Source organism: Pacificibacter marinus, from assembly GCF_018860505.1.
Classification (GTDB): Bacteria; Pseudomonadota; Alphaproteobacteria; order Rhodobacterales; family Rhodobacteraceae; genus Celeribacter; species Celeribacter marinus_B.
In genome coordinates this window covers 25,271-51,412 of the sequence record NZ_JAHKPU010000046.1, presented here as the reverse complement: position 1 = coordinate 51,412, position 26,142 = coordinate 25,271, and the positions used below count along the sequence as shown (strand labels likewise).

The 26,142-nt window shown below is 53.1% G+C and carries 26 protein-coding genes; 12 read left to right on the top strand and 14 right to left on the bottom strand.

Annotated elements, in window-relative coordinates; genetic code table 11:
- Positions 1–564, bottom strand: coding sequence for a NifU family protein (locus KO503_RS16510; protein WP_215945260.1), 564 nt, complete (start codon positions 562–564; stop codon positions 1–3).
- 129 nt (positions 565–693) lie between these two features.
- On the bottom strand, positions 694–1,149 hold the full coding sequence (locus KO503_RS16505; protein WP_215992657.1) for a universal stress protein: 456 nt from the start codon (positions 1,147–1,149) through the stop codon (positions 694–696).
- A gap of 406 nt (positions 1,150–1,555) precedes the next feature.
- Here KO503_RS16505 and KO503_RS16500 point away from each other — a divergent pair, with 406 nt between their 5' ends.
- Positions 1,556–2,167, top strand: a complete 612-nt coding sequence (locus KO503_RS16500) for a L,D-transpeptidase (protein WP_215992656.1) — start codon at positions 1,556–1,558, stop codon at positions 2,165–2,167.
- A 98-nt stretch (positions 2,168–2,265) separates the two neighbouring features.
- On the opposite strand, the gene trpS is transcribed toward KO503_RS16500, so the two are convergent.
- A complete protein-coding gene (gene trpS / locus KO503_RS16495; RefSeq protein WP_215992655.1) occupies positions 2,266–3,282 on the bottom strand; it encodes a tryptophan--tRNA ligase in 1,017 nt (338 codons plus the stop codon).
- A gap of 77 nt (positions 3,283–3,359) precedes the next feature.
- Here trpS and KO503_RS16490 point away from each other — a divergent pair, with 77 nt between their 5' ends.
- The gene (locus KO503_RS16490) at positions 3,360–4,058 is read left to right on the top strand and encodes a rhomboid family intramembrane serine protease (RefSeq protein ID WP_215992654.1); all 699 of its coding nucleotides are present in this window, start codon (positions 3,360–3,362) and stop codon (positions 4,056–4,058) included.
- Between the two features lie 18 nt (positions 4,059–4,076).
- On the opposite strand, the gene murJ is transcribed toward KO503_RS16490, so the two are convergent.
- Genes murJ through KO503_RS16475 form a run of 3 tightly spaced genes read right to left on the bottom strand, consistent with a single transcriptional unit; the run spans position 4,077 to position 9,575 of the window.
- Entirely contained in the window at positions 4,077–5,618 is a 1,542-nt protein-coding gene (gene murJ / locus KO503_RS16485) for a murein biosynthesis integral membrane protein MurJ (RefSeq protein ID WP_215992653.1), read from the bottom strand.
- The gene (locus tag KO503_RS16480) at positions 5,615–8,434 is read right to left on the bottom strand and encodes a [protein-PII] uridylyltransferase (RefSeq protein WP_215992652.1); all 2,820 of its coding nucleotides are present in this window, start codon (positions 8,432–8,434) and stop codon (positions 5,615–5,617) included. The genes murJ and KO503_RS16480 overlap by 4 nt, the downstream gene beginning before the upstream one ends.
- The gene (locus KO503_RS16475) at positions 8,394–9,575 is read right to left on the bottom strand and encodes a penicillin-binding protein activator (protein ID WP_215992651.1); all 1,182 of its coding nucleotides are present in this window, start codon (positions 9,573–9,575) and stop codon (positions 8,394–8,396) included. The genes KO503_RS16480 and KO503_RS16475 overlap by 41 nt, the downstream gene beginning before the upstream one ends.
- Before the next feature lie 109 nt (positions 9,576–9,684).
- Between KO503_RS16475 and rsmI the strand changes: the two genes are divergently transcribed.
- The 4 genes from rsmI to KO503_RS16455 all read left to right on the top strand — a co-directional run bounded on the left by rsmI (position 9,685) and on the right by KO503_RS16455 (position 12,902).
- On the top strand, positions 9,685–10,554 hold the full coding sequence (rsmI, locus tag KO503_RS16470; RefSeq protein WP_215992650.1) for a 16S rRNA (cytidine(1402)-2'-O)-methyltransferase: 870 nt from the start codon (positions 9,685–9,687) through the stop codon (positions 10,552–10,554).
- Positions 10,555–10,566: 12 nt separating this feature from the next.
- Positions 10,567–10,956: a YraN family protein gene (locus KO503_RS16465; protein WP_215992649.1), complete on the top strand. Its 390-nt coding sequence runs from the start codon at positions 10,567–10,569 to the stop codon at positions 10,954–10,956.
- A gap of 101 nt (positions 10,957–11,057) precedes the next feature.
- Complete coding sequence (gshB, locus tag KO503_RS16460) at positions 11,058–12,002, top strand: glutathione synthase (RefSeq protein ID WP_215992648.1); 945 nt, start codon at positions 11,058–11,060, stop codon at positions 12,000–12,002.
- Positions 12,003–12,902 carry an alpha/beta hydrolase gene (locus KO503_RS16455; protein ID WP_215992647.1) on the top strand — a complete coding sequence of 300 codons (900 nt, stop codon included), beginning with the start codon at positions 12,003–12,005 and terminating at the stop codon, positions 12,900–12,902.
- Here KO503_RS16455 and KO503_RS16450 read toward each other — a convergent pair.
- The 4 genes from KO503_RS16450 to cobU all read right to left on the bottom strand — a co-directional run bounded on the left by KO503_RS16450 (position 12,872) and on the right by cobU (position 16,406).
- Positions 12,872–14,383, bottom strand: a complete 1,512-nt coding sequence (locus KO503_RS16450; protein ID WP_215992646.1) for a YifB family Mg chelatase-like AAA ATPase — start codon at positions 14,381–14,383, stop codon at positions 12,872–12,874. The two genes, KO503_RS16455 and KO503_RS16450, sit on opposite strands and share 31 nt — an antisense overlap.
- A 129-nt stretch (positions 14,384–14,512) precedes the next feature.
- Complete coding sequence (locus KO503_RS16445; RefSeq protein ID WP_215992645.1) at positions 14,513–15,211, bottom strand: glutathione S-transferase; 699 nt, start codon at positions 15,209–15,211, stop codon at positions 14,513–14,515.
- A 77-nt stretch (positions 15,212–15,288) separates the two neighbouring features.
- Positions 15,289–15,861: a histidine phosphatase family protein gene (locus tag KO503_RS16440; RefSeq protein ID WP_215992644.1), complete on the bottom strand. Its 573-nt coding sequence runs from the start codon at positions 15,859–15,861 to the stop codon at positions 15,289–15,291.
- Positions 15,858–16,406 carry a bifunctional adenosylcobinamide kinase/adenosylcobinamide-phosphate guanylyltransferase gene (gene cobU, locus KO503_RS16435; protein ID WP_215992643.1) on the bottom strand — a complete coding sequence of 183 codons (549 nt, stop codon included), beginning with the start codon at positions 16,404–16,406 and terminating at the stop codon, positions 15,858–15,860. The genes KO503_RS16440 and cobU overlap by 4 nt, the downstream gene beginning before the upstream one ends.
- A 103-nt stretch (positions 16,407–16,509) precedes the next feature.
- Here cobU and KO503_RS16430 point away from each other — a divergent pair, with 103 nt between their 5' ends.
- The 5 genes from KO503_RS16430 to KO503_RS16410 all read left to right on the top strand — a co-directional run bounded on the left by KO503_RS16430 (position 16,510) and on the right by KO503_RS16410 (position 22,243).
- Entirely contained in the window at positions 16,510–17,391 is an 882-nt protein-coding gene (locus tag KO503_RS16430) for an RNA polymerase factor sigma-32 (RefSeq protein ID WP_215992642.1), read from the top strand.
- 76 nt (positions 17,392–17,467) lie between these two features.
- Positions 17,468–18,667, top strand: a complete 1,200-nt coding sequence (gene coaBC / locus KO503_RS16425; protein ID WP_215992641.1) for a bifunctional phosphopantothenoylcysteine decarboxylase/phosphopantothenate--cysteine ligase CoaBC — start codon at positions 17,468–17,470, stop codon at positions 18,665–18,667.
- Positions 18,664–19,131 carry a dUTP diphosphatase gene (gene dut / locus KO503_RS16420; protein ID WP_215992640.1) on the top strand — a complete coding sequence of 156 codons (468 nt, stop codon included), beginning with the start codon at positions 18,664–18,666 and terminating at the stop codon, positions 19,129–19,131. Before coaBC ends, dut begins: the two co-directional genes overlap by 4 nt.
- A gap of 3 nt (positions 19,132–19,134) precedes the next feature.
- Positions 19,135–20,175 (top strand): HesA/MoeB/ThiF family protein, encoded by a 1,041-nt coding sequence (locus KO503_RS16415; protein WP_215992639.1) that lies wholly within the window; start codon positions 19,135–19,137, stop codon positions 20,173–20,175.
- 52 nt (positions 20,176–20,227) lie between these two features.
- A complete protein-coding gene (locus KO503_RS16410; protein WP_215992638.1) occupies positions 20,228–22,243 on the top strand; it encodes a M3 family metallopeptidase in 2,016 nt (671 codons plus the stop codon).
- Positions 22,244–22,270: 27 nt separating this feature from the next.
- Here KO503_RS16410 and KO503_RS16405 read toward each other — a convergent pair whose 3' ends face one another.
- The 3 genes from KO503_RS16405 to KO503_RS16395 are packed head-to-tail and all read right to left on the bottom strand — an operon-like array spanning position 22,271 to position 24,628.
- Positions 22,271–23,149, bottom strand: a complete 879-nt coding sequence (locus tag KO503_RS16405) for a cation diffusion facilitator family transporter (RefSeq protein WP_215992637.1) — start codon at positions 23,147–23,149, stop codon at positions 22,271–22,273.
- A 25-nt stretch (positions 23,150–23,174) separates the two neighbouring features.
- Positions 23,175–24,164, bottom strand: a complete 990-nt coding sequence (locus tag KO503_RS16400; protein ID WP_215992636.1) for a capsular polysaccharide export protein, LipB/KpsS family — start codon at positions 24,162–24,164, stop codon at positions 23,175–23,177.
- Positions 24,165–24,187: 23 nt separating this feature from the next.
- Positions 24,188–24,628, bottom strand: coding sequence for an SH3 domain-containing protein (locus KO503_RS16395; protein WP_303506271.1), 441 nt, complete (start codon positions 24,626–24,628; stop codon positions 24,188–24,190).
- Between KO503_RS16395 and KO503_RS17845 the strand changes: the two genes are divergently transcribed.
- Complete coding sequence (locus KO503_RS17845; protein WP_252731156.1) at positions 24,600–24,854, top strand: hypothetical protein; 255 nt, start codon at positions 24,600–24,602, stop codon at positions 24,852–24,854. The two genes, KO503_RS16395 and KO503_RS17845, sit on opposite strands and share 29 nt — an antisense overlap.
- A 216-nt stretch (positions 24,855–25,070) precedes the next feature.
- On the opposite strand, the gene KO503_RS16390 is transcribed toward KO503_RS17845, so the two are convergent.
- Positions 25,071–25,985 (bottom strand): pirin family protein, encoded by a 915-nt coding sequence (locus tag KO503_RS16390; protein WP_215992634.1) that lies wholly within the window; start codon positions 25,983–25,985, stop codon positions 25,071–25,073.
- Between the last annotated feature and the right edge of the window lie 157 nt (positions 25,986–26,142).

The window sequence follows — 26,142 nt, the reverse complement described above, 5'->3', positions numbered from 1 at the left end:
TCACGCTGCGACCGGACGCACTTCCAAAACTTCTGGAATATAGTGGCGCAATAGGTTCTCAATACCCATTTTCAGCGTCAACGTAGAGGATGGGCAGCCCGCACAGGCCCCTTGCATGTGCAAATATACAACGCCTTTGTCGAAGCCGTGGAACGTAATGTCACCGCCATCTTGTGCCACTGCAGGGCGCACGCGGGTGTCGAGCAATTCTTTGATTTGGTTCACAATGTCGCTGTCTGGGCCGTCATGCGCCGCGTGGCCGGCAGGGGACCCGCTTTCGCCTTCCATTACCGCATCGCCGGATTGGAAATGTTCCATAATGGCGCCGAGTAAGGCAGGTTTGATGTGATCCCAGTCTGTCACATCATCTTTGGTGACTGTGACAAAATCATTGCCAAAAAACACGCCTGTTACATTGCCAACTGCAAACACGCGTTTGGCCAGCGGAGAAGAGGCCGCCGCTTCCGCTGTGGTGAAATCTGCTGTGCCGGTTTCCAAAACGGTTTGGCCGGGCAAGAATTTCAGTGTCGCTGGATTTGGTGTGGATTCGGTTTGAATAAACATGATCGGCTTTCCTTACTGCGTTAGTCGGATATGGGCCTTCTGAGTGGAAAAGTCAACATTTAGAATCATTCTAAACGACTGGCGCGATGAGGGCGCTCACAGTTGCTTGCGCGCCCAAATACAAGGGCGTTAAGTGATCGATTCTAAGCGTTCTTTTGACATCTCGCCCGGCACCAATGTCATGGGAATCGGTAAAAAGCCTGCCTGTTTGGTCATCGAGGCAATAAGTGGACCGGGCCCGCTCTTTTCTGTTCCAGCCCCTAAGACAAGCACGCCGATATCAGGGTCTTCTTGTATCTGTGCCAAGATTTCGCTCACAGCTTCGCCTTCGCGGATCACCAGTTCGGGGTCGATGCCTTGACGGTCGCGCATCCATTTGGCGAAAACTTCGAAATGGACGATGATCCGTTCGCGGGCTTCTTCGCGCATGATATCTGCGACACCGATCCAGTGATTGAACTCATCGGGCGGAATCACTGACAAAATGGTTACACCGCCACCTGTATTGGTCGCACGCATCGCGGCAAAGCGCATAGCGTTTAGGCATTCACGGCTGTCATCTAAGATCACAAGAAACTTGCGCATGGTCTCTCCCTTAAGCTGCACTGTCCAGCAGCAGTTTGCGCAATGATGGCTGAGGTCGCGCGCCAGTGCAAGCATTGGCTGACAAAAGAACACCCTCGACATTGAGCCGAGGGTGTTTGCTATGTCATCGAAGGGGACTGTTCGATGTAAACGCATCTTGCACCTCAAGGGGGCTTGGCGCAGATATACAAATGGGTGACGCGTTTAACGCCTGAATAAACATGTATTGCCTCACTTTTATGACGATTCTCATGATCATCTCAGCGATTGCCGTGTGCCTTGATCTGACGCGCGATTCAGTGGCGTTGCGTGTCAAAGTTTGTTGTGTGGTAGAGTTAACTGCATTGTGATTTGCGAATGTCCCCCATTGCGTGGTTTTAAACAGAAAAAGAATTCAGGACCCGCCATGACCCATTTGAAAAAATCTGTGCTTACAAAACGAAAATTTATGGGGTTGATCGCATCAGTCCCTGTGCTGGCTACGCCCTTTTTGGGGTCCGCTGCGATGGCTCAAGAAATTTTGACGCAAGAACAGGAGGCTGTTCGGCGCAATATTTCCAGTTTTCGAACCGTTGATTGGCGCGAACACTTTGACGATTTGGGCAAGGGAGTGATGGTTGCGGACACTGTCAGTCGTGCTTTGCATTTTTGGACGGCGGACAGCAATGATGGAACCAATGGTTATAGGCTCTACCCGACCTCTGTGCCGATTTCAGAAGAGCTAACACGGCGTGGCTACACATCTGTTATCAAAAAAGTAGAAGGGCCAACATGGACCCCAACCCCATCGATGCGCGAACGTGACCCAAGTCTGCCTCGTGTTGTGCCTGCCGGACCTAAAAACCCGTTGGGCACCCATGCGCTGTACCTCAGCTGGCAATATTACCGTATTCACGGCACGCATGATACGCGCAAAATTGGACGTAAGGCATCTGATGGGTGCATTGGGTTATACAACAATATGATCGCGGATCTTTATTCGCGGGTGCCTGTTGGAATGCGCGTACGGGTGATCTGAGGTCGCTCATTCCCCGTGAAATGCAGGAACACTAAAACGCACAAAGAAAGGGGCCTATGAGGCCCCTTTATCGTTTTTAGTCTAAAACGTAGCAGGCGTTAGCGCACAAACCCCATGATATCAAAGGTCTTGTCCAAAATCGGATCCGCGATGGCTTTGGCTTTTGCCGCCCCTTTGGCCATGATGCGATCGATCTCGGCAGGATCATCCATGTACCGCTGCATCTCGGTTGAAATCGGGCTGAGTTTTGCAACAGCCAAATCTGCCAAGGCAGGTTTGAAACGCCCCCAACCAGCGCCCGCATATTCTGCGACGACAGCCTCGTTGGTCATGTCGTTCAACGCCGCGTAGATGTTGACCAAATTACGTGCCTCTGGACGGCCATCTAAACCTTCCAGCGTTTCCGGAATGCCATCAGGATCGGTTTTGGCTTTCTTGAACTTCTTCGCAATCTTATCAGCATCATCGGTCATGTTGATGCGCTCCATGTCTGACTCGCCAGACTTGGACATCTTCTTGGTGCCATCACGCAAGTTCATCACCCGCATCGCAGGGCCTTCGATCACAGGGATGGTTTCTGGAAAGAAATCCACCTTGTAGTCGTGATTGAATTTATTGGCGATGTCGCGGGTCAGCTCGATATGTTGTTTCTGATCATCGCCGACAGGTACATGTGTTGCGTGATAGACAAGAATATCAGCGGCCATCAAAGACGGGTAGGCGTAAAGCCCTAGCGACGCGCCTTCAGCATTCTCGCCAGCTTTGTCTTTGAACTGGGTCATCCGGTTCATCCAGCCAACACGCGCCACAGTATTGAAGAGCCAGGCGAGTTCGGCATGGGCAGACACGCGGGACTGGTTGAACAAGATCGATTTGTCAGGGTCTATCCCCGCAGCAAGGTAGCCTGCTGCAACTTCACGTGTTGCATGGCGCAGGTCCTTTGGATCTTGCCAAACAGTGATCGCGTGCATGTCTACCACGCAATAAATGGTTTCAAACTCACCGCCTTGCATGTCTACGAAACGCTTGATCGCGCCCAAGTAGTTGCCAAGGGTGAGGCCGCCCGAAGGTTTGATTCCCGAAAAAACACGGGGGGTAAAGGCTGGCTTGTCCATTTGGAACTCCGTCACTGGATTATTGAGTGTCCTTGGCTTACCTATGCAGAACATTAGCGTCAAGGAAGCCAAAGCATATGTCCGACCAATCCCCGTTCAATCGCGAAGAAATGCCATTTAACGCCCTGCCGCCCGCGGTTGTGGCTTTGGTGTTGCTCATCGTGGGTATCGAGCTTTTATTCCAAATCGGGTCTTACGGGATCATCGGCGGCCCCGAAGCCATCGGTTGGCGGGTGGCCGCAATTGAAGACTATGGATTCTTCGATGCGGTGTTCGAGGCCATGCGTGAGCGCAATCTTTGGCCGTTGGAACATATGATCCGCTTTCTCAGCTACAGCATGATCCACCTGTCTTTGGTTCACGCGCTGATGGCTTGTGTGTTCATTCTGGCGCTGGGCAAAATGGTCGGCGAAATTTTCGGCAATGTCGCGTTTATCATCGTGTTTGTCGTGTCCGTCCTTGCCGGCTCTTTGGGGTACGGTTTGATTATGAACTCAAGCCTTCCCCTTTTGGGCGCTTATGCGGGTGCTTACGGGTTGATCGGATCTTACACGTTCATCTTGTGGATCGGCCTTGGGGCGATGAAAGAAAATCAGTTGCGCGCCTTTTCCCTTATCGGGTTTTTGCTGGGCATTCAGTTGGTCTGGGCGCTTGTTTTTGGCAGTGACCCCACTTGGATCGCTGATCTTTCAGGCTTTGTTGCAGGGTTTTCCATATCTCTTTTGTTGGTACCCGGTGCGTTTCCACGCATTTTGGCCAAGTTGCGTAAACGATAAAACATGTCAGCGCGGCGTTTAACCGCCGCGCTTCATCGATGATTTAATATCGCGTAGATTCAACGCGCCAAGTGCTTGGCCGATGCCAAAATAGCTGATGATGCCAAGCACGACCAAAATCACGGTGGCGATCAGGCGTGAGATATCAAATACAGGCGCAAGCCCGATTTGTGCGGCATATAGAATGCCCCCCATCGCAAGCGCAGAGATCAAAATACGCGGTGCACGGTGACGCAATTGAGTGTCGGCAGCCACGTCATCGCCCATGGACTTTTTACCCATCCATAGCAAAGCAACCATGCCCCAAGCGGCCAAAGAGGTCGCAACCGCCGCCGCGAGGTAGCCAAGCCAAAACGACAAGCCAATGGCAGCCACGGCATTGACGACCATAGAATACAGCGCAAAGCGAAAGGGCGTTTTGGTGTTTTCGCGGGCGAAATATAAGGGTTGCAGAACCTTTTGGATCACAAAGGCAGGCAGGCCCAATCCGTAGATGGCCACCGCAAGCGCCGTGGCAGCGGCATCTTCAGGGGTAAAAGCGCCACGTTGAAACAGCACGCCGATTAAAGCCTCTGGAATGACAATCAAAGCCACCGCAGCTGGAACGGTCAGCAGCAGAGCAAATTCAAAGGCGCGATTATAGGCCGTGCGCGCGCCAGCACCATCACCTGCGGTTAAACGTCTTGATAAATCAGGCAGCAAGACCACGCCAATTGCAATCGCAACAACGCCCAGCGGCAACTGATACAAACGATCCGCAAGGTTTAGATATTGCAACGCGCCGTCTTCAGAAAACGAGGCCACCTGACGCCCTATCAGCAAATTGATCTGCACAACGCCACCCGCAAGTGCGGCAGGGCCCGCTAAAATAAGAAGTTTTTTCAATTCAGGTGTCATACGGGGCAGGCGTGGTTTGATGGAAAACCCAGCCTTAGCGGCGGCGATCCAGACGATAGCCAATTGCGCAGCTCCCGCCACGGGAACGGCCCAAACCAACGCCGTCGCCACGTCTAACCCCATAAAATGCGCAAAAACCATCGCTGTTGATAAAATCACATTTAGCATAACGGGTGCCGCTGCTGCCGCTGCAAATCGGCCAGTCGCGTTCAAAATTCCAGAGAACAAAGCGCCAAGTGAGATAAACAACACGTATGGAAAGGTGATGCGCGCGTAATGTACTGCCAGATCAAATCGTGTGTCGCCAATGAAGCCAGCGGCCATAGCTGAGACCATGATAGGCATGAAAATCATCGATAGAACGGTCAACACCGTTAATATTCCCGCCAAAGCCGACAGCGTATCTTCGGCAAAGGCGCGGGCGTTTTCATTCGCTTCGACTTTTTTCGAAAACATCGGCACAAATGCGACGTTCAAAGTGCCCTCGGCAAAGAACCTGCGGAACATATTGGGCAAGGAAAAGGCCACAACAAAAGCTTCTGCTGCGGGGCCAGCCCCTAAATAAGCCGCGATCAAGGCATCGCGCACAAAGCCAAGCACGCGACTCATCAAAGTCCAACTGCCAACGGTCAAAAAACCGCGCATCAAACGGACAGGCTTCATGCGTCGCTCGCGCGTTTTGCGCCTTGCTCGATGGCTTCGCGCAGTTTCTTTTCTAACGAATTGCGCTTGCTTTCAGAATGAATTTTCATGCCAAACATATCTTTCACATAGAATACATCCACGGCTTGCGCTCCGTATGTGGCGATCTGCGCTGTCGCGATTGAGATATGATTGGACGCCATTGCACGTGTTAAGTCGTGCAGCAGGCCAGGTCTGTCACGGGTATCCACCTCAATGATGGTGAAAATTTCTGACCCTTCATTGTCGAAAATGATCGACGTTGGGACCCTGAATTTGCTTTCGCGCTTTTTGATCTTATCGCGTGACACAAGCGCATCGCGCGCCACCACTTCGCCCATAAGCGTTTTGGTGATCATCTGCTTTAAGCGGATCAAACGCGCTTGTTCATAAGGATGCCCATCGGCATCTTGCACCCAGAAAGCCGCATTCGCATATCCGTCTTTGGTGGTATAGGTGCGCGCGTCGACGACGTTTGCCCCCACAAGTGCTAAAGCGCCAGCAAGGCGAGAGAAAATGCCGGGATGGTCAGTCATGGCGAAACAAGCGCGGGTCGCATCGCGATCTTCGTCGGGTTTCAATTCGATTTTGATTTCGTCGTCTTTGATGTCTTGCATCAAATGCGCCAAGACCACATGCACAGAGGTTGGCATACCTTGCCAATAGGGACCGTAGTGACGATTTATTTCGGCACGGCGCGCCGTTTGGGACCAGTCTTTGAGGGCTTCACGCAGAGCTTTTTTGGCATCGCCTTCACGGGTTTCACGATTGACGGCTTCTAATCCGTGCTCCATCGCATCCGCCGTTTGTGCGTGTAGATTGCGCAGCAAAACGGCTTTCCAATTGTTCCAAACGCCAGGGCCGACCCCGCGAATGTCGCAGACCGTGAGCACTGTCAAAAGATCAAGGCGTTCACGGGTTTTGACGGCTTTGGCAAAGTCGCGTACTGTGCGCGGATCGGATATATCGCGCTTTTGCGCAATGTCTGACATCAACAAATGATACCGCACAAGCCATTCAACGGTTTCGCATTCGGCGGGTTTAAGTCCCAAGCGGGGGGCCACTTTGCGCGCGATTTGCGCGCCAATGATAGAGTGATCTTCCTTACGTCCTTTGCCGATATCATGCAGCAGCATCGCCACATAAAGCACTTTGCGATTGATGCCGCGTTCTAAGATACCTGAGGCCACGGGAAGCTCTTCGATCAGTTCGCCGCGCTCAATCTGTGCAAGGTTCGACACCACTTGAATGGTGTGTTCGTCCACAGTGTAGCTGTGATACATGTTGAATTGCATCATCGCCACGATGTGCTGGAATTCTGGCATAAACGCGCCAAGCACACCCAACTCATTCATCCGCCGCAGACCCCGTTCGGGGTTGCCATGTTTGAGCAAAATATCGAGAAACATTTTTTTTGCATCAGCGCGGTTGCGAAACGCGTCATCAAACAGATTTAGGTTCGCTGAAATAAGTCGCATGACATCTGGGTGAATCAGGTGGCCTGTGCGTAGAGATTCTTCGAATATGCGCAGCAGATTGAGCTTATCCGCAAGGAACGCCTTGTGGTCGTCGATATTTAGTCTGCCGCCATGGATGTAGAAACCTGCAACGGTTTTGCGTTTGCGTTTGAAAAGACGTTGCAGGGCAGGCTCTTGTTTGACGTGCTGTTCTTCAAGCGCAGTAAGAAATATGCGGGTCAATTCACCCACGCGTGTGGCGTGGACAAAGTAAAACTGCATGAAATGCTCGACAGCGCGCCGTCCTGAGTGGTCGATAAAGCCAAGGCGTTCGGCCACTTCGACCTGAAGGTCAAAGGTCAGTTGGTCCATCGGGCGCTTTGTGATCAGGTGCAGTTGGTTGCGAACGGCATGTAAAAAGGTCTCGGCTTCATCAAATTGGCGAAATTCGTCCTGCGTAAAGACACCAGCTTTGACCAAATCAACCGTATCGCGCACATCATGAACGTATTTTGCGATCCAGAACAAGGATTGCAAATCGCGCAAACCGCCTTTGCCCTCTTTGATATTTGGCTCAACCACATATCTTTGGCCGCCTTGCTTTTTATGGCGGTCGGCGCGCTCGGCGAGTTTGGCTTCGGTGAATTCGCGTGCTGTGTTTTTAAACAAATCATCGCGTAATTTTTGCTGCAATTCTTGTGTTAAGGCGCGGTTACCTGCCAAGTAGCGCACTTCAAGCATCGCTGTGCGGATGGTGTAATCTTCTTTGCCAAGCTGAATGCAATCGCGGATCGTGCGGGATGAATGCCCAACTTTGAGATGCAGATCCCAAAACATGTAGAGCATGCTTTCGATCACGCTTTCGACCCAGCCAGTGATTTTATGTGGCGCGAGGAACAACAGGTCGACATCTGAATGCGGCGACATTTCTGCGCGTCCATATCCGCCAACAGCCAAAACAGCGATGTTTTCGCCGGCCGAGGGGGTGTCGTTGGGGTGCAGTTTGGTCTGCGATACGTAAAGGATTGTGGTGACAATGCAATCTGTTAACCAAGCATAGGCGTGGGTCGCAGGGCGCGCATTGCGCGGCGCCTGCATGATCGCGCTTTCAATCGCAGCGCGGCCCTGTTCACTGGCCTTACCCAAAATACGCACTGTTTGGCTGCGCACATCAGAGTAGCTTGAGCTCGCTGCAAAGGCGTCCTCAAGTGCGGCCTCTACGGCAGCCGTGTCGAAAATCGCCGTAGGGGCGCAGATGATACTGTTCGGCGGTGCCGGAACAAATGTGGCTAGGGCTGACTTAGAATCCAGCGCCGCCAAAGGCTCTTGGTGCGGGGTCAATCTCGATTACCTGATTGTTTTGAATGGTTGCGACGGACAGGCCGCGTTCGTTTGTGCCATCGCTTTTAAGGCGGAAGATACCGTTCACGCCAACAAAGCCCGATCCGCGTGTTAAAGCCTGAGCTGTCAGAGCTTGCGAGTCACCAGATTTAGCCAAGGCGCCAATAGCGGCGATCCCATCATAGGCAAGGCCGGCAAGGGCGTGAGGCGCTTGGCCGTAAGCTGCGGAATAGCGATTAGAAAAGTTTTGTACGAGGCGCTGATCTGGGATCGCGAACCAGCTGTTTTGCAAGCCTGGCAGCGAGACAGCTGAGGCCGGAAAATTCCAACGCTGTAAGCCGATGTATTGTGTGTCAGGTGACGTGATGCCGTTTTCTGGCAACATCTGCGCCAAAAGTGGCATTGCGCCGTCATTGCCTGAGGTAAAGAACACTGCGTCAGCGCCGCTAGAGCGTACTGTGTTGGCGATGGGGCGAATCGCAGCGACCACACCTTCTTGGCTCAATTCAAAACTTTGTTCGCCTGCCAGTGTTGCACCATTGCGGGTAATCGCCCCTTTGATTGCAGTTGCGCCGGCATTTTCTGCGGGGCTTTGTGCGTTGACCACCACAATACGGCGTTTGCCCTTTTGGGCCGCATATTGAACAAGGCGATTGGCTGTGTTGTCAAAGGTTGCGCCTAAAATGAACACGTTACCGCCAGCCACGTCTGTGTTGTTGGAAAACGATAGAACGTTCACGCCAGCGTTGGCGGCAGGGATGCCTGCCAATTTTGTCGATCCGCCATAGACTGGGCCAAGAATGATTTTAGCACCTTCACTGATCGCACGAGAGGCCGCAGCAGACGCGCGCTCTGCTTGCCCGCTGGTGGGGTAAACGCGTAGATCGATTTGGACGCCATCCAAATCTGCCATCGCCAATCGTGCAGCGTTTTCAATAGACTGCGCTAGCGCGTTGTCTGTTGCTTGATCTGAGTTAGAGGGAACCAATAGAGCTACGGGGATAGGCTTGCTGGTGTTGATGCTTGGTCCGCCAGTGGGGCTTGGCATCATGCTTGGGTCACAGGCCGCGAGCGTCATGATCGACAAAACGGCAGTGATGCGAGTGATTGACTTGCGGGCGGTGCTCAGAACAGCGAACATAGGGGAACCTCACTCCTGTCGGTGGACAGCTTTTTAGGGACAACATTAATTGGCCGCAGACTATGCGACCTGCCCCAAAGAGTAAACGCCGCAAAGACTTGGAAATCCCTTGGACTTCGAGATAAAGCACCTTCCCGCCGGTTTGCACTTTGTTGCAACCCCGATTGGCAATGCCCGCGACATCACCTTGCGCGCCCTTGATACATTGGCCTCTGCCGATGTTTTGGCCGCCGAAGACACCCGTACCTTGCGGCGGTTGATGGATATGCACGGCGTACCTTTGGGGACACGCAAGATGATTGCTTACCATGATCAAAATGGCGCCAAAGCGCGCCCGCGCTTGTTGGCGCTTATGGCCGAGGGCAAATCTGTCGCCTATGCGTCCGAGGCGGGCACGCCGCTTGTGGCCGATCCGGGATTCGTTTTAAGTCGTGAAGCGTTGGCGGCAGGACTGTTCGTGACCTCTGCACCAGGACCTTCTGCGATGATCGCGGCTTTGACCATCGCGGGACTGCCCTCGGATCGGTTCTTGTTTGCAGGGTTTCCGCCCTCATCAGCTGGGGCGCGCAAAACGTTCTTTGCAGAATTTGGCCCTGTTCAAGCCACCTTGGGGTTTTATGAAAGTCCAAACCGCATTTACAAAACGCTAACGGAATTGTGCGAGATATATGGAAGCACGCGCAAAGCCGCCATTTGCCGCGAAATCACCAAAAAATTTGAAGAGGTGATCAGCGGCACTTTGGGTGAATTGTGCGAAAGTTTGAAAGATCGTGCGTTCAAAGGCGAAATCGTTTTGCTGGTGGCGCGCGCCGAAGCGGTCGAGGCCAGCGCTGAAGATTTAGACACGGCCTTGGATGCGGCTTTGGCTGAGATGACGGTCAAAGATGCGGCGGCTGCGGTCGCAAAGGCGCTGGGCATGCAAAAACGCCAAGTGTATCAACAGGCGCTTGAGCGATCAAAGGCGCTTAAATTGGAATAGGATAACGCTTAAATGCTACGCGAAAAAAGCCTGCCAAATGCCCAACGCCGTGTGCGCGGCGCGCTTGCCTATCAGTCTGGTTTACAGGCTGAAAATGCCGTCTGCGCAGATTACCTCGCGCGCGGATATGTTTTGAGCGAGGCGCGTTGGCGGGGGCGGGCAGGTGAGATCGATTTGATCTTCACCAAAGATGAAGCTTATTTTTTCGTCGAAGTAAAATCCTCTGCAACCCATGCGCAGGCGGCCCAAAGCCTGTCTGCGCGACAACTGGCCCGTATATGTGCCAGCGCCGAGGACTATATCGCGCAATCGCCCAAGGGGTTTTTGACCGATATGCAAATTGATGTCGCCCTTGTCGACAGATCTGGCGCGCTTGAAATATTGGAAAACGCCACAATTTAACGGTTTTCGCATCGCTTCACAGCCCTTGTGCGATGCACCCCATTGAATGACGTTGCTTGCTGGTCCATCTATTAAGAAAGTTCCTGTGAGGAGACAAAGCCTTGTCCTTAAAAGTTGCCATCCAAATGGACCCTATCGGTCCCATCGATATCACCGCAGACAGCACGTTTCGTATCATGCTCGAAGCTCAGGCGCGTGGGCACGAGCTGTTCTATTACACGCCTGACAAGCTCGCGTTTCAGGAGGGCAAGGTCACTGCACGCGGCTGGCCAGTCACTGTGCAAATGGTTGAGGGCGATCACTATACGCTGGGCGATGAGACCGAAGTGGATCTGTCGACCTATGATGTGGTCTGGCTACGCCAAGATCCGCCCTTCGACATGGGCTACATTACATCGACGCATTTGCTGGATATGATTTCTGAGACCACCTTGGTGGTGAATGATCCGTTTTGGGTGCGCAACTATCCTGAAAAACTGTTGGTGTTGAATTTCCCTGATCTAACGCCGCCAACGACGATTGCACGTGATTTGGATACGATCAAAGCGTTCAAGGTCAAGCATGGCGATGTGATTTTGAAGCCCCTGTATGGCAATGGCGGGGCTGGCGTGTTCCGTCTTGGGCCTGATGACAAAAACCTATCGTCTTTGCATGAGCTGTTTTGTGGCATCAATAACGAGCCTTTGATCGTGCAAAAGTTCTTGCCCGATGTCTCGGCTGGCGACAAACGCGTGATCTTGGTTGATGGCGAACCTGTGGGGGCGATCAATCGTGTGCCGCAAAAAGGCGAAACACGGTCCAATATGCATGTCGGCGGACGGCCTGAAAAAATCGGACTGAGCGCGCGTGATTTGGAAATCTGTGCTGCTATTGGTCCGCTTTTGCGCGAAAAAGGTCAGATTTTTGTCGGTATCGATGTGATCGGTGATTATCTGACCGAAATCAACGTGACCTCACCCACAGGTATCCAAGAGCTGGAACGCTTTGATGGCACCAATACGGCTGAAAAATTGTGGCAAGCGATCGAGGCAAAGAGGTCCGCATAAATGTTGTTTCGTCGCCGCGATGTGTTGAACTTTTGGCTACGCACTGTTGAAAAACGCAAATTGGCGTGGCTCCCGACTGTTGAGGTGCAGCGGCAAAACTTTGAACTGCAAGCCTTGGGGTTCCCGCGCGAGCGGGGCCTCAAAGACGAAACCGTGAAAATTGGCGGCATATCGTGTCGCAAGCTGACCCCAAAAGACGCCCGTGGCACACTTTTGTATTTGCATGGCGGCGCTTACATTATGGGGTCGCCCGCGACGCATTGCGCGCTCGCGGGCACCATTGCGGCAAAGACCAAGCTAGAAGTCATTTTGCCTGCGTACCGTCTTGCGCCTGAGCATCCGTTTCCGGCCGCCTTTGATGATGCCTGTGCCGTTGCCCAAGCGTTAGAACCTCTGTCGGATCATTTGGTGATTGGGGGTGACAGTGCTGGCGGCGGATTGACCTTGGCTGTGCTGTCGCATTTGTGTGAAACGGATCACCGACCACGTGCCGCTTTTGCCTTTTCGCCTTGGACGGATTTGAGTTTCAAGGGCAGTACGCTGAGTACAAACGCGCAAACAGATGCGATTTTGCCAGTGGAGCGCATTTACGAGGTGCGCAAACACTATCTGCACAATGGCGATCCTCAAGACCCACGCGCCTCGCCGCTTTTTGCTCGGTACAAGAATGCGCCGCCCGTGTTCATGCAATGGAGCGACAGTGAGATCTTGGCCGACGATGGCCGTCGCATGGCTGCGCATTTGCGGGCAGAGGGCGGTCTTGTGGTGTCGAAAGAATGGCACGATTTACCCCATGTTTGGCAGCTGTTTCATGACCGCTTGAACGAGGCCGATGCCGCATTGCAAGACCTCTACGCCTTTATCGATGATCAATTTAAGGCACCTGACACGACACGATAACTGAGCGCTTCGGCGATATGAGGGCGACGCACATCGTCCGAGTGATCGAGATCAGCAATGGTGCGCGCGACCTTCATCACGCGGTGATAGCCGCGCGCAGATAAGCTCAACTTTTCGGCAGCTGTGTTCAACATCTCTTTGCCCTCAGAATCGGGCATGGCCAAGGCGTCTAGCATTTGCCCTTCAAGTTCCGAATTCGTGCGCAAGCCTGTGCCTTCCAGTCGCGCCAATTGAATGTCGCGTGCGCGTTCCACGCGCTGGGCCACGACTTTTGAGCTGTCGCCCGAAGGCGGCAATTCTAGATCGGTGAACTGGACGGGGGGCACTTCGAAACGCAAATCAAATCGATCCATCAAAGGGCCTGAGATGCGGCCCAAATAATCTGATCCGCACAAAGGCACTTTGGCGCAAGCACGCTCAGGATCGGGCAAGTACCCGCATTTGCAAGGGTTCGCAGCCGCGACCAACATGAAACGTGCAGGGTATTTGATATGAGCGTTGGCACGGGCGACCATGATCTCGCCGCTTTCAACGGGTTGGCGCAGGCTTTCTAAAACGCCACGCGGAAATTCTGGAAATTCATCCATAAACAGCACGCCATTATGCGCCAAAGACACTTCGCCTGGCTGTGCGCCGCGCCCGCCACCGACGATTGCCGCCATGGATGCAGTATGATGAGGTTCACGAAAAGGGCGCGCACGACTGATGCCACCTTCGCCGATCAGGCCTGACAGGGAATGGATAATAGAGGTTTCAAGCGCCTCGCTGGCACTGAGGGTTGGCAGGATCGAGGGCAGGCGTGTCGCCAGCATCGATTTGCCCGACCCAGGTGTGCCGACCATAAACAGGTGGTGCTGGCCGGCAGCTGCGATTTCCAAAGCGCGCTTCGCTTTTTCTTGACCTTTCACATCGCGCAGGCATTTGACGTGATCGGGCATGGCAATTTCGCCGGGGTGCGCTTGCTGTAATGGCATGTCGCCGACCAAATGTTTGACCAGTTCCATCAAATGATTTGCCCCGTAAACGGGTGTCGCGCCGACCCAAGCGGCCTCAGATTGACAGGCCTTTGGACACAGCAAATCGCAGTCCATTTCTGCTGCTTTTAACGCCGCAGGCAGCGCACCAGAGACTGCAACAAGCGTGCCGTCAAGTGATAGCTCGCCCAACGACAGGCAGGTCTCGACCCGCTCAGGGGGGATGACACCCGTGGCTGCGAGCACGGACAGAACAATCGGCAGGTCAAAGTGCGAACCGGTTTTGGGCAGGTCCGCAGGGGACATGTTGATGACAATTTTCTTTGAAGGCAGAGATATTTGCATCGATGATAGGGTCGCACGCACCCGTTCGCGGGCTTCTGAGACGGCTTTATCGGGCAGGCCCACGATAGTGAAATTCGGCAAGCCGGGGGCCAGCGCGCATTGCACCTCGACGCGCTGTGCCTCTACCCCTTCAAATGCGACGGTAAATGTCCGCGCGATCATCAATGACCTCCTACTGCCGCGTGCCTCAATCAAAGCATGTCTTGCTTTGGATTGGGCATTCGCTTTCCTTAAACGGGGTAGCGCGTTTAAGGTTAGTAAATGGTTAACAGGAGGTTGTTTTTATGTGACTTAATCGGATTCAGGCCAAGGTTTGGGATCTGTTCCAAGGTCGTAAGGAAATGGATCGTAGGTGGCCGCGATACCGTCTGCACGCCAGGACTTGAACGCGGAATCTTTCAAATGAGTACGTACGTAAGCTGCCAGACGATCTGATACCGGTAAGTCATAGCCCGCAATACGTGCCGCCACTGGAGCATAAAAGGCATCCGCAGCAGAATAGGCGCCAAAGAGCCAACCTTCTGCATCCGCGCCTTTTGTGGCAAAGCGGTCAAAGGCGTGACCAAGCATATCTTCAAGGCGCGCAATGTCGGAATTTAAGGCATCGGAAACGTCAAAGTCGCGGATTTGCTTGAACAATTGCATCGGGCAATCAGTGCGCAAGGTTGAAAACCCAGCATGCATTTCGGCGACAAGCCACCGTGCATAAATGCGCGCTTCGGCGTCTTTGGGCCAAATGTTTGCGTCTGGGTGGCGTTCAGCCAGTGTTTCAACAATTGCGATGCTTTCGCCGATGACCCAACCTTCTGGCGTGCGAACGGTTGGCACAAAGCGTGCGGGGGCAAGTTTGGCCATCTCTTGCTTCATGGTTCCGCTGTACAGCCCGAGCATGTGGACATGTACGTCGATTCCAAATTTTTCAAACAGCAGCCAGCCTCGTAAAGACCAACTTGAAAAGCCTTTGTCACCAATAAATAGATCGTATGTCATGCAACACCTCCTGCGGGTTGCAAGCAGAGTAACGCAGGTGTGAGCTATGCTAAAACGAGTATTTTAGATGGAGTGCATCACGGGATATGATTGATCATATGCGCAGACCAAGTTGGTGATTGTGGCGTGGCCCGAGCGATCGATGTGATCGATAAATTGTCGATTTTGTGACCCAAAGCCTCATAGGCTGAACAGCCCAAAGCGCGTTGCAACACCGCTAAGATGACGCCCATATGCGCCACGACAATCGCATCCCCTGTGATGGCATCAAGCCCGCTGTAAACCCGTGCAGAAAAGTCATGCCAGTTTTCGCCACCTGGGGGGGCGTGCTGCCCTGGATCTTCAAAAACACGGCGGGCCAAGGCGGGGTCAAGCGCTTGGATTTGTGACCAAGACCGGTTTTCCCATTCGCCAAAATGCGTTTCACGCAAGCGGGGATCATGGGGCAAACGAAGCCGTGTGCCTTGGATCGCATCCGCCGTTTTGATCGCGCGGTCCAAGGTGGAGGACACAATCGGCACATCCACGGGCAGGGCGTTTTCCAAGCGCACAATCGCAGCGGTGTCTGACAGGTCAGCTGGTACATCGGTCCATCCGACAAAAGTTTTCACATGGGTTGGCCCGTGGCGCACCAGCCAGATCCGACTCATGTGCTGGCCTCTTGCATCAGCGCCTTGGGCATGTCGCCTTTGAGCACAAAAGGCAATCCGGCCATCACGCCCACCACGCAAGCCGCGTGTTCAGCGAGGCGTCGGTTGAGGCGGCCTTGTTCGATGCGAAATGTTCGTGCCAATTTGTTTTCGGGCACAATGCCTTGGCCAACTTCATTCGACACAATCACCACGGGGCTGGCGCAGGTTGACAGAGCGCCTAGTAAGGCATCGGTTTGCTGGGCAATATCATGCTCTGCCAAAAGGTGATTGGTCAACCAAAGGGTTGCGCAATCCAGCAAGACGATCTGACCTGAAGGGACGTCACGTAAAACGCTATCTACCTTAAAAGGGGCCTCAAGGGTGGTCCAATCCTCGCCACGATCCAGTTGATGTTGTGTAATCTTGTCGCGCATTTCGTCATCAAACGCCTGTGCTGTGGCGATGTATATACGAGGTAAGCGGCTGGAAAAACATATTTTTTCCGCCAAGTGAGACTTGCCAGAAGACGCGCCGCCAAGAACCAAGGTGATATCTGCACACATAGTTGTGACTCTTTTTGTCATCCAAAATCCGTTGCCATGCGTATCACTTGTAACATCGCTTCGCAAACGGTTGAGCGAGACAGCACAAAAGGACAAGGGTGATATGGGACGCATTGATTCATCATACGACAACGGGTTTACACGCAAGTCGATGAAAGCAGAAATGCTCGATGCAGATACCGAACACGCCTTGGCGCTCGCATGGCGTGATAACCGTGATGAGGCTGCTTTGCATCGTTTGATTTCAGCCTATATGCGCTTGGCGATTTCACAGGCATCTAAGTTCAAACGCTACGGCGCGCCGATGCCTGATCTGATACAAGAGGCGGCGTTGGGCTTGATGAAAGCGGCTGAGAAATTCGATCCAGATCGTGGTGTACGCTTTTCGACCTACGCAGTTTGGTGGATCAAAGCCTCTGTTCAAGATCACGTCATGCGCAATTGGTCTTTGGTGCGCACAGGGTCTACATCTGCGCAGAAATCGTTGTTTTTCAATATGCGCCGCGTGCAAGCGCGATTTGAACGCGAAGCCTTGGCCGCTGGTGCGCCCATAGAAAACGCCGACTTGATGCAAAAAATTGCTGCCGAATTGGGCGTGCCCTTGCGCGATGTCGAGGCAATGAACGGGCGTTTGTCTGGCTCTGATTTTTCATTGAATGCCACACAGTCGAGCGACGAAGAAGGCCGTGAATGGATTGATACATTGGTCGATGATGGGGCAACGACATCTGAGACCGTTGAGGAAAATCACGACCAAGCGCAGTTAAAAGCTTGGGTGGGGGATGCGATGAGCAAACTCACTGATCGTGAAAGATATATTCTGACGGCTCGAAAACTCGCAGATGAGCCACGCACGCTGGAAAGCCTTGGTGATGAATTGAAACTGTCGAAAGAACGCGTGCGCCAAGTTGAGGTGGCAGCCTTCGGAAAAATGCGCAGCACTCTGGCGGGGCACGGTGAGGCATTGACCGAATTGTTGAACTAGGCGTTTGGATCTCATGCGACTTGAGTTTGCGCATCTGCAGGCTTAAACCTTTGGGGGACAGCCAAAGGGGCCTATTATGTTGAACGGCAAAAGTATTCTTCTCATCATCGGTGGTGGGATCGCGGCATTTAAGTCGCTGGATCTGATCCGCAGGTTGCGCGAAGAGGGCGTGCGGGTCGTGCCTGTTTTGACCAAAGCGGCCGAAGAGTTCGTGACGCCTTTGTCGGTGTCGGCTTTGTCGACTCAAAAGGTTTATCGAGACTTGTTTGACCTGACGGATGAAGCCGAAATGGGGCATATCGAATTGTCGCGTGCGGCAGATTTGATTGTTGTTGCCCCTGCGACGGCTGATTTGCTTGGCAAAATGGCGGCTGGGCTTGCGAATGATTTGGCCTCAACTTTGCTCTTGGCGACAGACAAACGTGTGCTTGTCGCGCCGTCGATGAATGTCCGCATGTGGGATCATCCCGCCACGCAACGCAACGTGAAGACGCTCGAATCTGATGGGATATTGTTTGTGGGGCCCGATGAGGGCGCGATGGCTTGCGGTGAATTCGGGCCTGGTCGATTGTCCGAAACTACTGATATCATTGGCGCTATTCGCGCGGCGCTCACCGATGGGCCCCTAACTGGCAAGCAGGTTTTGGTCACATCCGGTCCGACACATGAACCGATCGATCCTGTGCGCTATATCGCCAATCGGTCGTCTGGCGCGCAGGGCACAGCGATTGCGACTGCGCTGCGTGATCTTGGCGCCGATGTGATCTTTGTCACGGGGCCAGCCGATACACCACCGCCTTTGGGCGTTCACGTGATCAAAGTCGAAACTGCGCGCGAGATGAAGCAGGCCGTCGATGCCGCTTTGCCAGTGGATGCGGCTGTTTTCGCAGCAGCCGTTGCCGATTGGCGGTTGGCTTTGCCCGCGACTTCGAAAATCAAAAAGAAAAACGGTGCTTTGCCTGAGCTGAAGTTTACGGAAAATCCCGACATTTTGGCTGAGGTTTCACACTCTAAAAAGAACCGTCCCAAATTGATCGTGGGCTTTGCCGCCGAGACAGACAACGTGATTGAAAACGCCACCTCAAAACTGGCACGCAAGGGCTGCGATTGGATTGTGGCCAATGACGTCAGCCCTGAGACAGGCATCATGGGCGGGTCCGAAAACGCCGTGACGCTGATTTCAAACGGCAAGGCAGACATTTGGCCGCGTATGGGTAAGTCTGAGGTGGCGCGCAAACTGGCGGATCGCATCGCACAGGAGCTGACAAAATCATGAAGGCTCTGATCAAAATCAAATGGTTGGACGGTGCTGATACAGACATCGCCTTGCCCAAACACGAAACCGCGCAGGCCGCCGGTGCAGATGTTCGCGCGAACTTTACACCTGATCAGCGCGTTGCGGGTGTGACGTTGGATGTTGGCGCTCGCGCGTTGATCCCGACGGGATTTGCAATGGAAATACCTGCGGGGTTTGAAGTGCAAGTGCGCCCGCGTTCGGGATTGGCGCTCAAACACGGAATTTCCATGGTCAACACGCCCGGCACAATTGACGCTGATTATCGCGGACCTGTTGGGGTTTTGTTGATCAATCATGGCTCTGAGCCGTTTCACATTGCTCACGGCGAACGTATCGCACAGCTTGTCGTCGCCCCTGTGGTGCAAGGCGATTATCAACTCAGCGATGAGTTGGACGAGACCGCGCGTGGCTCTGGTGGCTTTGGTTCAACTGGGACAATTTAAGATATGGTCTTAGTGCTCATCCTTGTGACCGTGCTGTGGATCATCGGCGTGGTGATGAAAGTGCCTGTCTTTGCGCGGTTGATGATGATTGGGATGCTCTATGCGGGTGTTTTGATCGCTGTCATGGTCTTGCCGCCTGATAACGGTCTGCGTGTGACCCTTGGCGGCGGTTTGAAAGAATGGGTGCTTTTGGGCGGCGTCGTTGCGGTGATTGCGGTTTATCGCAGTGGGTTGAAATGGCTGCATACGCGGGCCAATAAAAACGCACCGGTTCAGCCTGAAACTGACGCGAAAGCCCCCTTCAAAGATGTCGAACTCGAACGCTACATGCGCCATATCATCTTGCGCGAAATCGGCGGGCCGGGGCAACGCAAGCTCAAAGACGCGCGAGTACTTGTGATCGGGGCAGGTGGGCTTGGCGCCCCTGTGTTGCAATATCTTGCGGCCTCGGGGGTTGGCACCATTGGTGTGATGGATGACGATCATGTCGATGCGTCGAACCTGCAACGGCAAGTGATCCATGTGGACAAGAACCAAGGCATGCCCAAAGTGTTTTCCGCTGAACAGGCGATGCGGGCGCAGAACCCTTTTATCGAGGTAAAACCCTACAATCGCCGCTTTGATGACAGCTGTTCAGTGCTGCTATCCGAGTATGATCTGGTGATTGATGGCTCTGACAATTTCGACACGCGATATTTGGTGAACACGCATTGCGTTGCCGGTGGTGTCCCGTTGTTATCCGCCGCGATCACGCAGTGGGAAGGGCAGATTAGCCTTTATGATTCGGCAAATAATACGCCTTGTTATCAATGTGTTTTCCCCACGCGGCCTGCTGACGGAATGGTGCCAAGCTGTGCCGAGGCTGGCGTGGCGGCCCCCTTGCCGGGTATTTTAGGGACAATGCTCGCGATGGAGGCGATCAAGCATATCACTGGCGCTGGTCAGGGGCTTGGAGGGCGTTTGATGATCTATGATGCGCTTTACGCCGAGACCCGCGTGATAAAGACAAAAAAGCGCGCTGATTGCCCGATTTGCGCGGGCTGAACCCTTTTACTTTACCAGTGTCGGGCATAGCTTGATTTCAAAGGAGATCCCTATGACAAACCCGTTTCTAACGCCGTGGACCACCGCGTTTGACCTACCGCCTTTCGCTGATATTTCCGACGCCGATTTCAAACCCGCCTTTGAGGCTGGTCTTGTAGAAGGCCGCGCTGCGATCAAAGCGATTGCTGAGAATACCGATGCGCCAACGTTTGAGAACACCATTGAAGCAATGGAAAATTGCGAGGCGCTATTATCGAAAGTCTTGGGCGTTTTTTATGGAATCGCAGGCGCTGACAGCAACGAGACACGCGAAGAATTGCAGCGGGATTTCGGTCCGATTTTGGCGGATTATTCATCTGAGATTACAGCGAACACTGCGCTTTTTGAACGTATCGAGGCACTTTGGAATACACGCGAGGACTTGGGTCTGAGCGATGAACAAATGCGGGTTTTGATGCTGACACGCCGCAGCTTTGTGCGTTCTGGCGCATTGCTGTCTGGTGATGACAAGGATCGTATGGCCAAGATAAAATCACGCCTATCGACGCTTGGCACGGAGTTTTCACAAAACCTATTGGGCGATGAATCTGATTGGTTTTTGGCATTGGGAGACTCCGATTTGGAGGGTCTGCCAGAGTTCGTCGTGGATGCGATGAAATCAGCTGGAGCGGCGAAGAAATTAGACGGGCCATGTCTGACCACATCGCGGTCTTTGTTCGTGCCGTTTTTGCAATTCTCTCCACGCCGCGATCTGCGCGAAGCGGTGTTTCACGCGTGGAAATCACGTGGGGCGCGTGGCAAAGGCAATGACAATCGTGGTCACGCGGCAGAGATTTTGAAACTGCGCGAAGAGCGGGCCAAGCTGTTGGGCTATGAAAGTTTCGCCACCTATAAGCTTGAAACCCAGATGGCCAAAACACCAGATGCCGTGCGCAATTTGCTGATGGAAGTCTGGACCCCCGCCAAAGCCGCCGCCGAAAAAGACGGTGCGATTTTGGAACAGATGCTGCATGCAGATGGGTACACAGGCCCGCTTGAACCATGGGATTGGCGGTATTATTCCGAGAAACGCCGCAAAATCGAACATGATTTGGACGAGGCGGAACTCAAGCCCTATTTGCAACTAGATCGAATGATCGAGGCGGCCTTTGCCTGTGCGACACGGCTGTTTGGCTTGGCGTTTGAACCCCTTGATGCAACGCTCTACCACGAGGATGTGCGCGGATGGAACGTCACGCGGGATGGTGAACATATTGCTGTGTTCATTGGCGATTATTTTGCGCGCGCATCTAAACGGTCTGGCGCATGGTGCACAGCGATGCGGTCGCAAAAAAAGCTTGGTGGCGATACAAAACCTATTGTGTTGAACGTCTGTAACTTTGCCAAGGCCTCGGGCGGCAAGCCGAACTTGCTGTCCTATGATGATGCACGCACGCTGTTCCACGAATTCGGCCATGCGTTGCACCAGATGTTGTCTGATGTGACTTATGAAAGTATTTCGGGCACCTCGGTGGCGCGGGACTTTGTGGAACTGCCAAGTCAATTGTACGAGCATTGGCTGGAAGTGCCTGAAGTGTTGCAAGAATTCGCGACACATGCAGACACGGGCGAGGCGATGCCTGCGGATATGCTAAAACGGCTGCTAGACGCGCAGACCTATGATCAGGGGTATACCACCGTGGGCTATGTGGCCTCGGCTTTGACGGATTTAAATTTTCATGACGGCGATGCTCCAGCTGATCCGATGCAATCGCAAGCCGAGACTTTAGATCAATTGGGGATGCCGAAAGCGACCACGATGTTTCATGAGACTCCGCATTTTCAGCATGTCTTTGCTGGTGATGGATATTCTTGTGGCTACTATTCTTACATGTGGTCCGAAGTCATGGATGCAGACGCATTTGATGCGTTCAAAGAAACGGGGCCTTTTGATACAAAAACGGCAAATCTGCTGAAAACGCATATTTTGTCTGCGGGCGGGTCGGCTGATCCTGAGCAACTCTACACAGCCTTTCGGGGGCGTATGCCAGGGCCTGAGGCTATGCTCAAAGGGCGCGGATTGGCGTAACGCTTGATCATATCGGTGCGCGGTGCGTTAGGCGTCGCGTGCCACATCTTTATGGATAATCACATCGCAATTGGGGATAGCGGCACAGATTTTAGCTTTAAGCGCTTTGCCAATATCATGGGCTTCACGCAGGGTTTGTTCGCCGTCCAGCTCGATGTGTAAATGCACAAAAACTTTTGATCCGGCCATACGGGTTTTAAGGTCATGATACCCACGCAAGCCTGGATGATTGGCCGCGATTGTTTCAATCGTGGTGATGGTCTCAAGCGGGGCTGCGCGATCCATCAGCGCGTCTAGCGCGGATTTTCCGATACGCAGTGCGCCGATGGCAAGCATGCCTGCGGCCCCCAAGGCGACGATGCTGTCTAAGCGGTGCAGGTCATAGGTCGAGGCTGCGATCAGTGCGATGATCGCGCCGATGTTGGGAACCAGATCGCCAACGTAATGCAGGCTGTCGGCAGCAACCACTTTGGACCCTGTGCGCTTTGCCACGCGACGTTGCCACAAGATCAGTGCAGCGGTGAGCATGATCGAGAGGATCATTACGGCAATGCCACGGGTCTCAAATTGCATTTCGATAGGCTCGGGGGTCAGCAAGCGCTGCATGGCGGACCAAGCGATTACTGCGCTTGATAACAAGATGAACCCAGACTGCCCAAGAGCCGCCAAATCTTCAGCAGAGGTGTGGCCAAAGGTGTGCTCGTCATCAGGTGGCCGTGCGGCATAGAAAATAGCCATCAACCCGCCAAGCGCCATGACCAGATCCAATGCGCTATCGACCAAAGAGGTGGCGATCGACAAAGCACCGGTATGTTCGAACGCCCAATACTTGGCCAAAACCAAGATCAAGGCGACGCTGACTGAAGCCAATCCAGCGGAAATGTTTAGGCGTGTGTGTGCGTGCATGCGCTATATTATGGCTTTAGAAGCTTTAGGAAAGCATAAGTTTTTCGCGGACCCGCGCCCAAGCACGGTCGGCAAAGTTGTCTTTGCTTGGCTCAAGGCAATGCAGTTCCAAAAACCAATGAAAATAGCCCTCAAAGTCGAAATCTTTCATGGTTTCGGGGCCGAACTCAATTGCTGCACGCAAATCAGCCACAGTTTTTGGTGTCAGTGTGGCGTGCCAGTAATCAGATTTGGCGCAGGTGATGACAGGCTTTCGCTGCATCAAAGCTTCAAAGCCTGTGGTTGAATTATGCGTGATGACAACGCGTGAAGCCTCTATCAAATCATGGATCGAGGCGTCTGTGGTTTTGACATTTGGATAGTCTTCGCAGGTTTCTAAAATCCGTCTTCGAGTTGCTTTTGACTGATGAGGGTGAGGTTTGACATAAACCAAAGCGTCTTTGTCGTAGGTCGAGGCGGTTTCAATCATTTGCTCGATGGACAAATAATTATGCCGCGGATGGACTGGGTCAGTCGGTTGGCAAAAAATCGTTGCAGTCGCCAAACGCAGCGGCGCGTCCATGCGGGGTTCTTGATTGTGCTTTGAGACATTTTCGCGCAGCATGTATCCTGTGACACCGTTGAAGAAAAAAGCAGACTTTTCTGCATCGACTTCATCACTTGAATAGCGCGCAAACCGCAAAGAGCTGTTCCAGCCATGCCCGATTTCATCAAAGTACCAAAACCCCCACAAATAGGACGGAAAGGCATGTAAAATTCCAGCACCGTACATCGCAGGACCGCCCACGATGATGTGCAAATGGGGTTGTTCTAAAAGCCCGCGCGAGGTGCGGCTGTTGCCTTCGACCAAATAGGTCGACAGGCCTTTTTGATCGAGCTTGCGAGAGAGCTTGATGAAAAAATCATGCTTGTTCTCAGCGAGGGCGTTCAGCCAGCTGCCATAGGCATGGATGACCGCGGATTTATAACCCGCAGGAATATTACGCGCTGACAATGGTGATTTGAGCTGTTGCATAGTGCCCCTAATCTTGCGTGCGATTATTCAAGGATTTCATCAGCGCCAACCCCCCAAAGCCCTGTCTTGCGCAGCCAACCTTTGTGGCCGCCAGCCGAGGCTTTGCACCAGTCAATATTACATTCCAACAATCGCAATACTGCGCCTTTTTCGGCTTGTGCGGCCAGTCTGCTTGATGGGTCGGGGCGCACATGCAGGTCTACGGTATCATGTTGAACGAGCGCCGTACGCACGCCTGTAATCAGTGAGTAATGCACCCACCCAGTGGCATCCTCAAAGTCACGCACGCGGCGCCAGTGACCGTATTCTGCGATCACTTCCAAAGGGTAGCCGCGCAACTTAAACACCCAATCGATTCTGTGACTGAGAGACGGCCCGCGACGTGCGTTGGCTTCGGTTGCTTTCAGGGACACAAAACGGGGCAAGGGAAGGTTTGTGACCGATCCGCGCTCGCTTTTGCTTATGACAGGGGCCGGCGGTTTCGGATCTGTAGGCGCTGGAGTTTTAGGGGCGGGCTGGCTTTGTTCAGCGGGCTTTGCGGGCGCGCTTTGGGCCAGCGCCACGTTGGGAGTGCTTGTCACGGCAATAAACACGCTTATGAGCGCAATCATCGCAGGGGGCCTGCAAAAGGGGCCAATGCGGCTGGATGCCACAACAGATCGAAGAGTGATTTTTTTCACGTGGAGTTGACCCGACTTTTGCCCCGAACAGATGTGGGGATACCTAGATACAATGTGTCACGCGTTCAAGAGTTTCATGCCTGAACCGCGATGACCTTAGTGTGCCAGCACGAGGGCAAAAAGTGAAGGTGACTAAATCGCCCAAGACGTCATTTTTGACCATAGATATAAATCAAAAGACATCTGCATATCGTTTGTCAGGATCTGTTGCTATTTTAAGCGATGTTTAGTGCCTCTGGTCCTGAATAAATGTTCCATTTTTTAAGTCTTTCATCGCTTGGCGCAGCTCGTCTTGCGTGTTCATCACAATCGGTCCGTGCCATGCGACGGGTTCTTGGATCGGTTGGCCTGAGATAAGTAAAAATCGAACGCCTTGTGGGCCTGATTGCACTGAAATTTCATCACCAGTGTCAAAGTTTACCAAGGACCGGTTTCCAGTCATGTCGCGGATGTTGATTTCTTCGCCTGCAACTTCCTTTTCCACGCGTATCCCGTAGGGCGTGGAGGCATCGCGAAAGCTGCCAGTGCCTGCAAAAATATAGGCAAAGGTGTTGGCATAAGTATCAACCGGCAGTGTTTTGCGCGTGTTCGGCGGGATTGAAATATCCAAGTATAGCGGGTCAGCCGCAACGCCATCCACAGGACCGCGCTTGCCCCAAAAAGACCCAGTTACAATCTTGACCACGGTGCCATCGTCGTCGGTTATGATTGGAATATCCGACCCTTGAATATCTTGATAACGCGGCGTGGTCATTTTTAAGCCCGAGGGCAAATTGGCCCAAAGTTGAAACCCATGCATCTGCCCCTTAGGGTTTGCGCGTGGCATTTCTTGGTGCATGATGCCAGAGCCTGCGGTCATCCACTGTACAGATCCCGCGCCCAGAACACCACGATTCCCAAGGCTGTCGCCATGTTCAACTTCGCCGTCTAAGACATAGGTGATGGTTTCGATGCCGCGATGCGGGTGCCACGGAAAGCCCTTTTCAAACTTTGCAGGATCGTCGTTGCGAAAGTCGTCAAACAACAAAAACGGATCAAACTCGCGGGGTTTGTGAAATCCAAAGGCACGGTACAGATGTACACCTGCGCCTTCCATGGTGGCTTGGGCTTCGGTGATCGATTTTACTGGGCGAAAGGTCATGATGATCTCCTGTGTTGAGATCAACATAATCAAAATCGCATCTGTGCGATATTCGGTAAAAGGACACCTTTTGTGTGCGGTAGCGCGCAGATTGAGCACGTATATCGGACGGATCTGAGTGTTTTGGCTGCAATGACGCCAAGGATAGAATGACGGT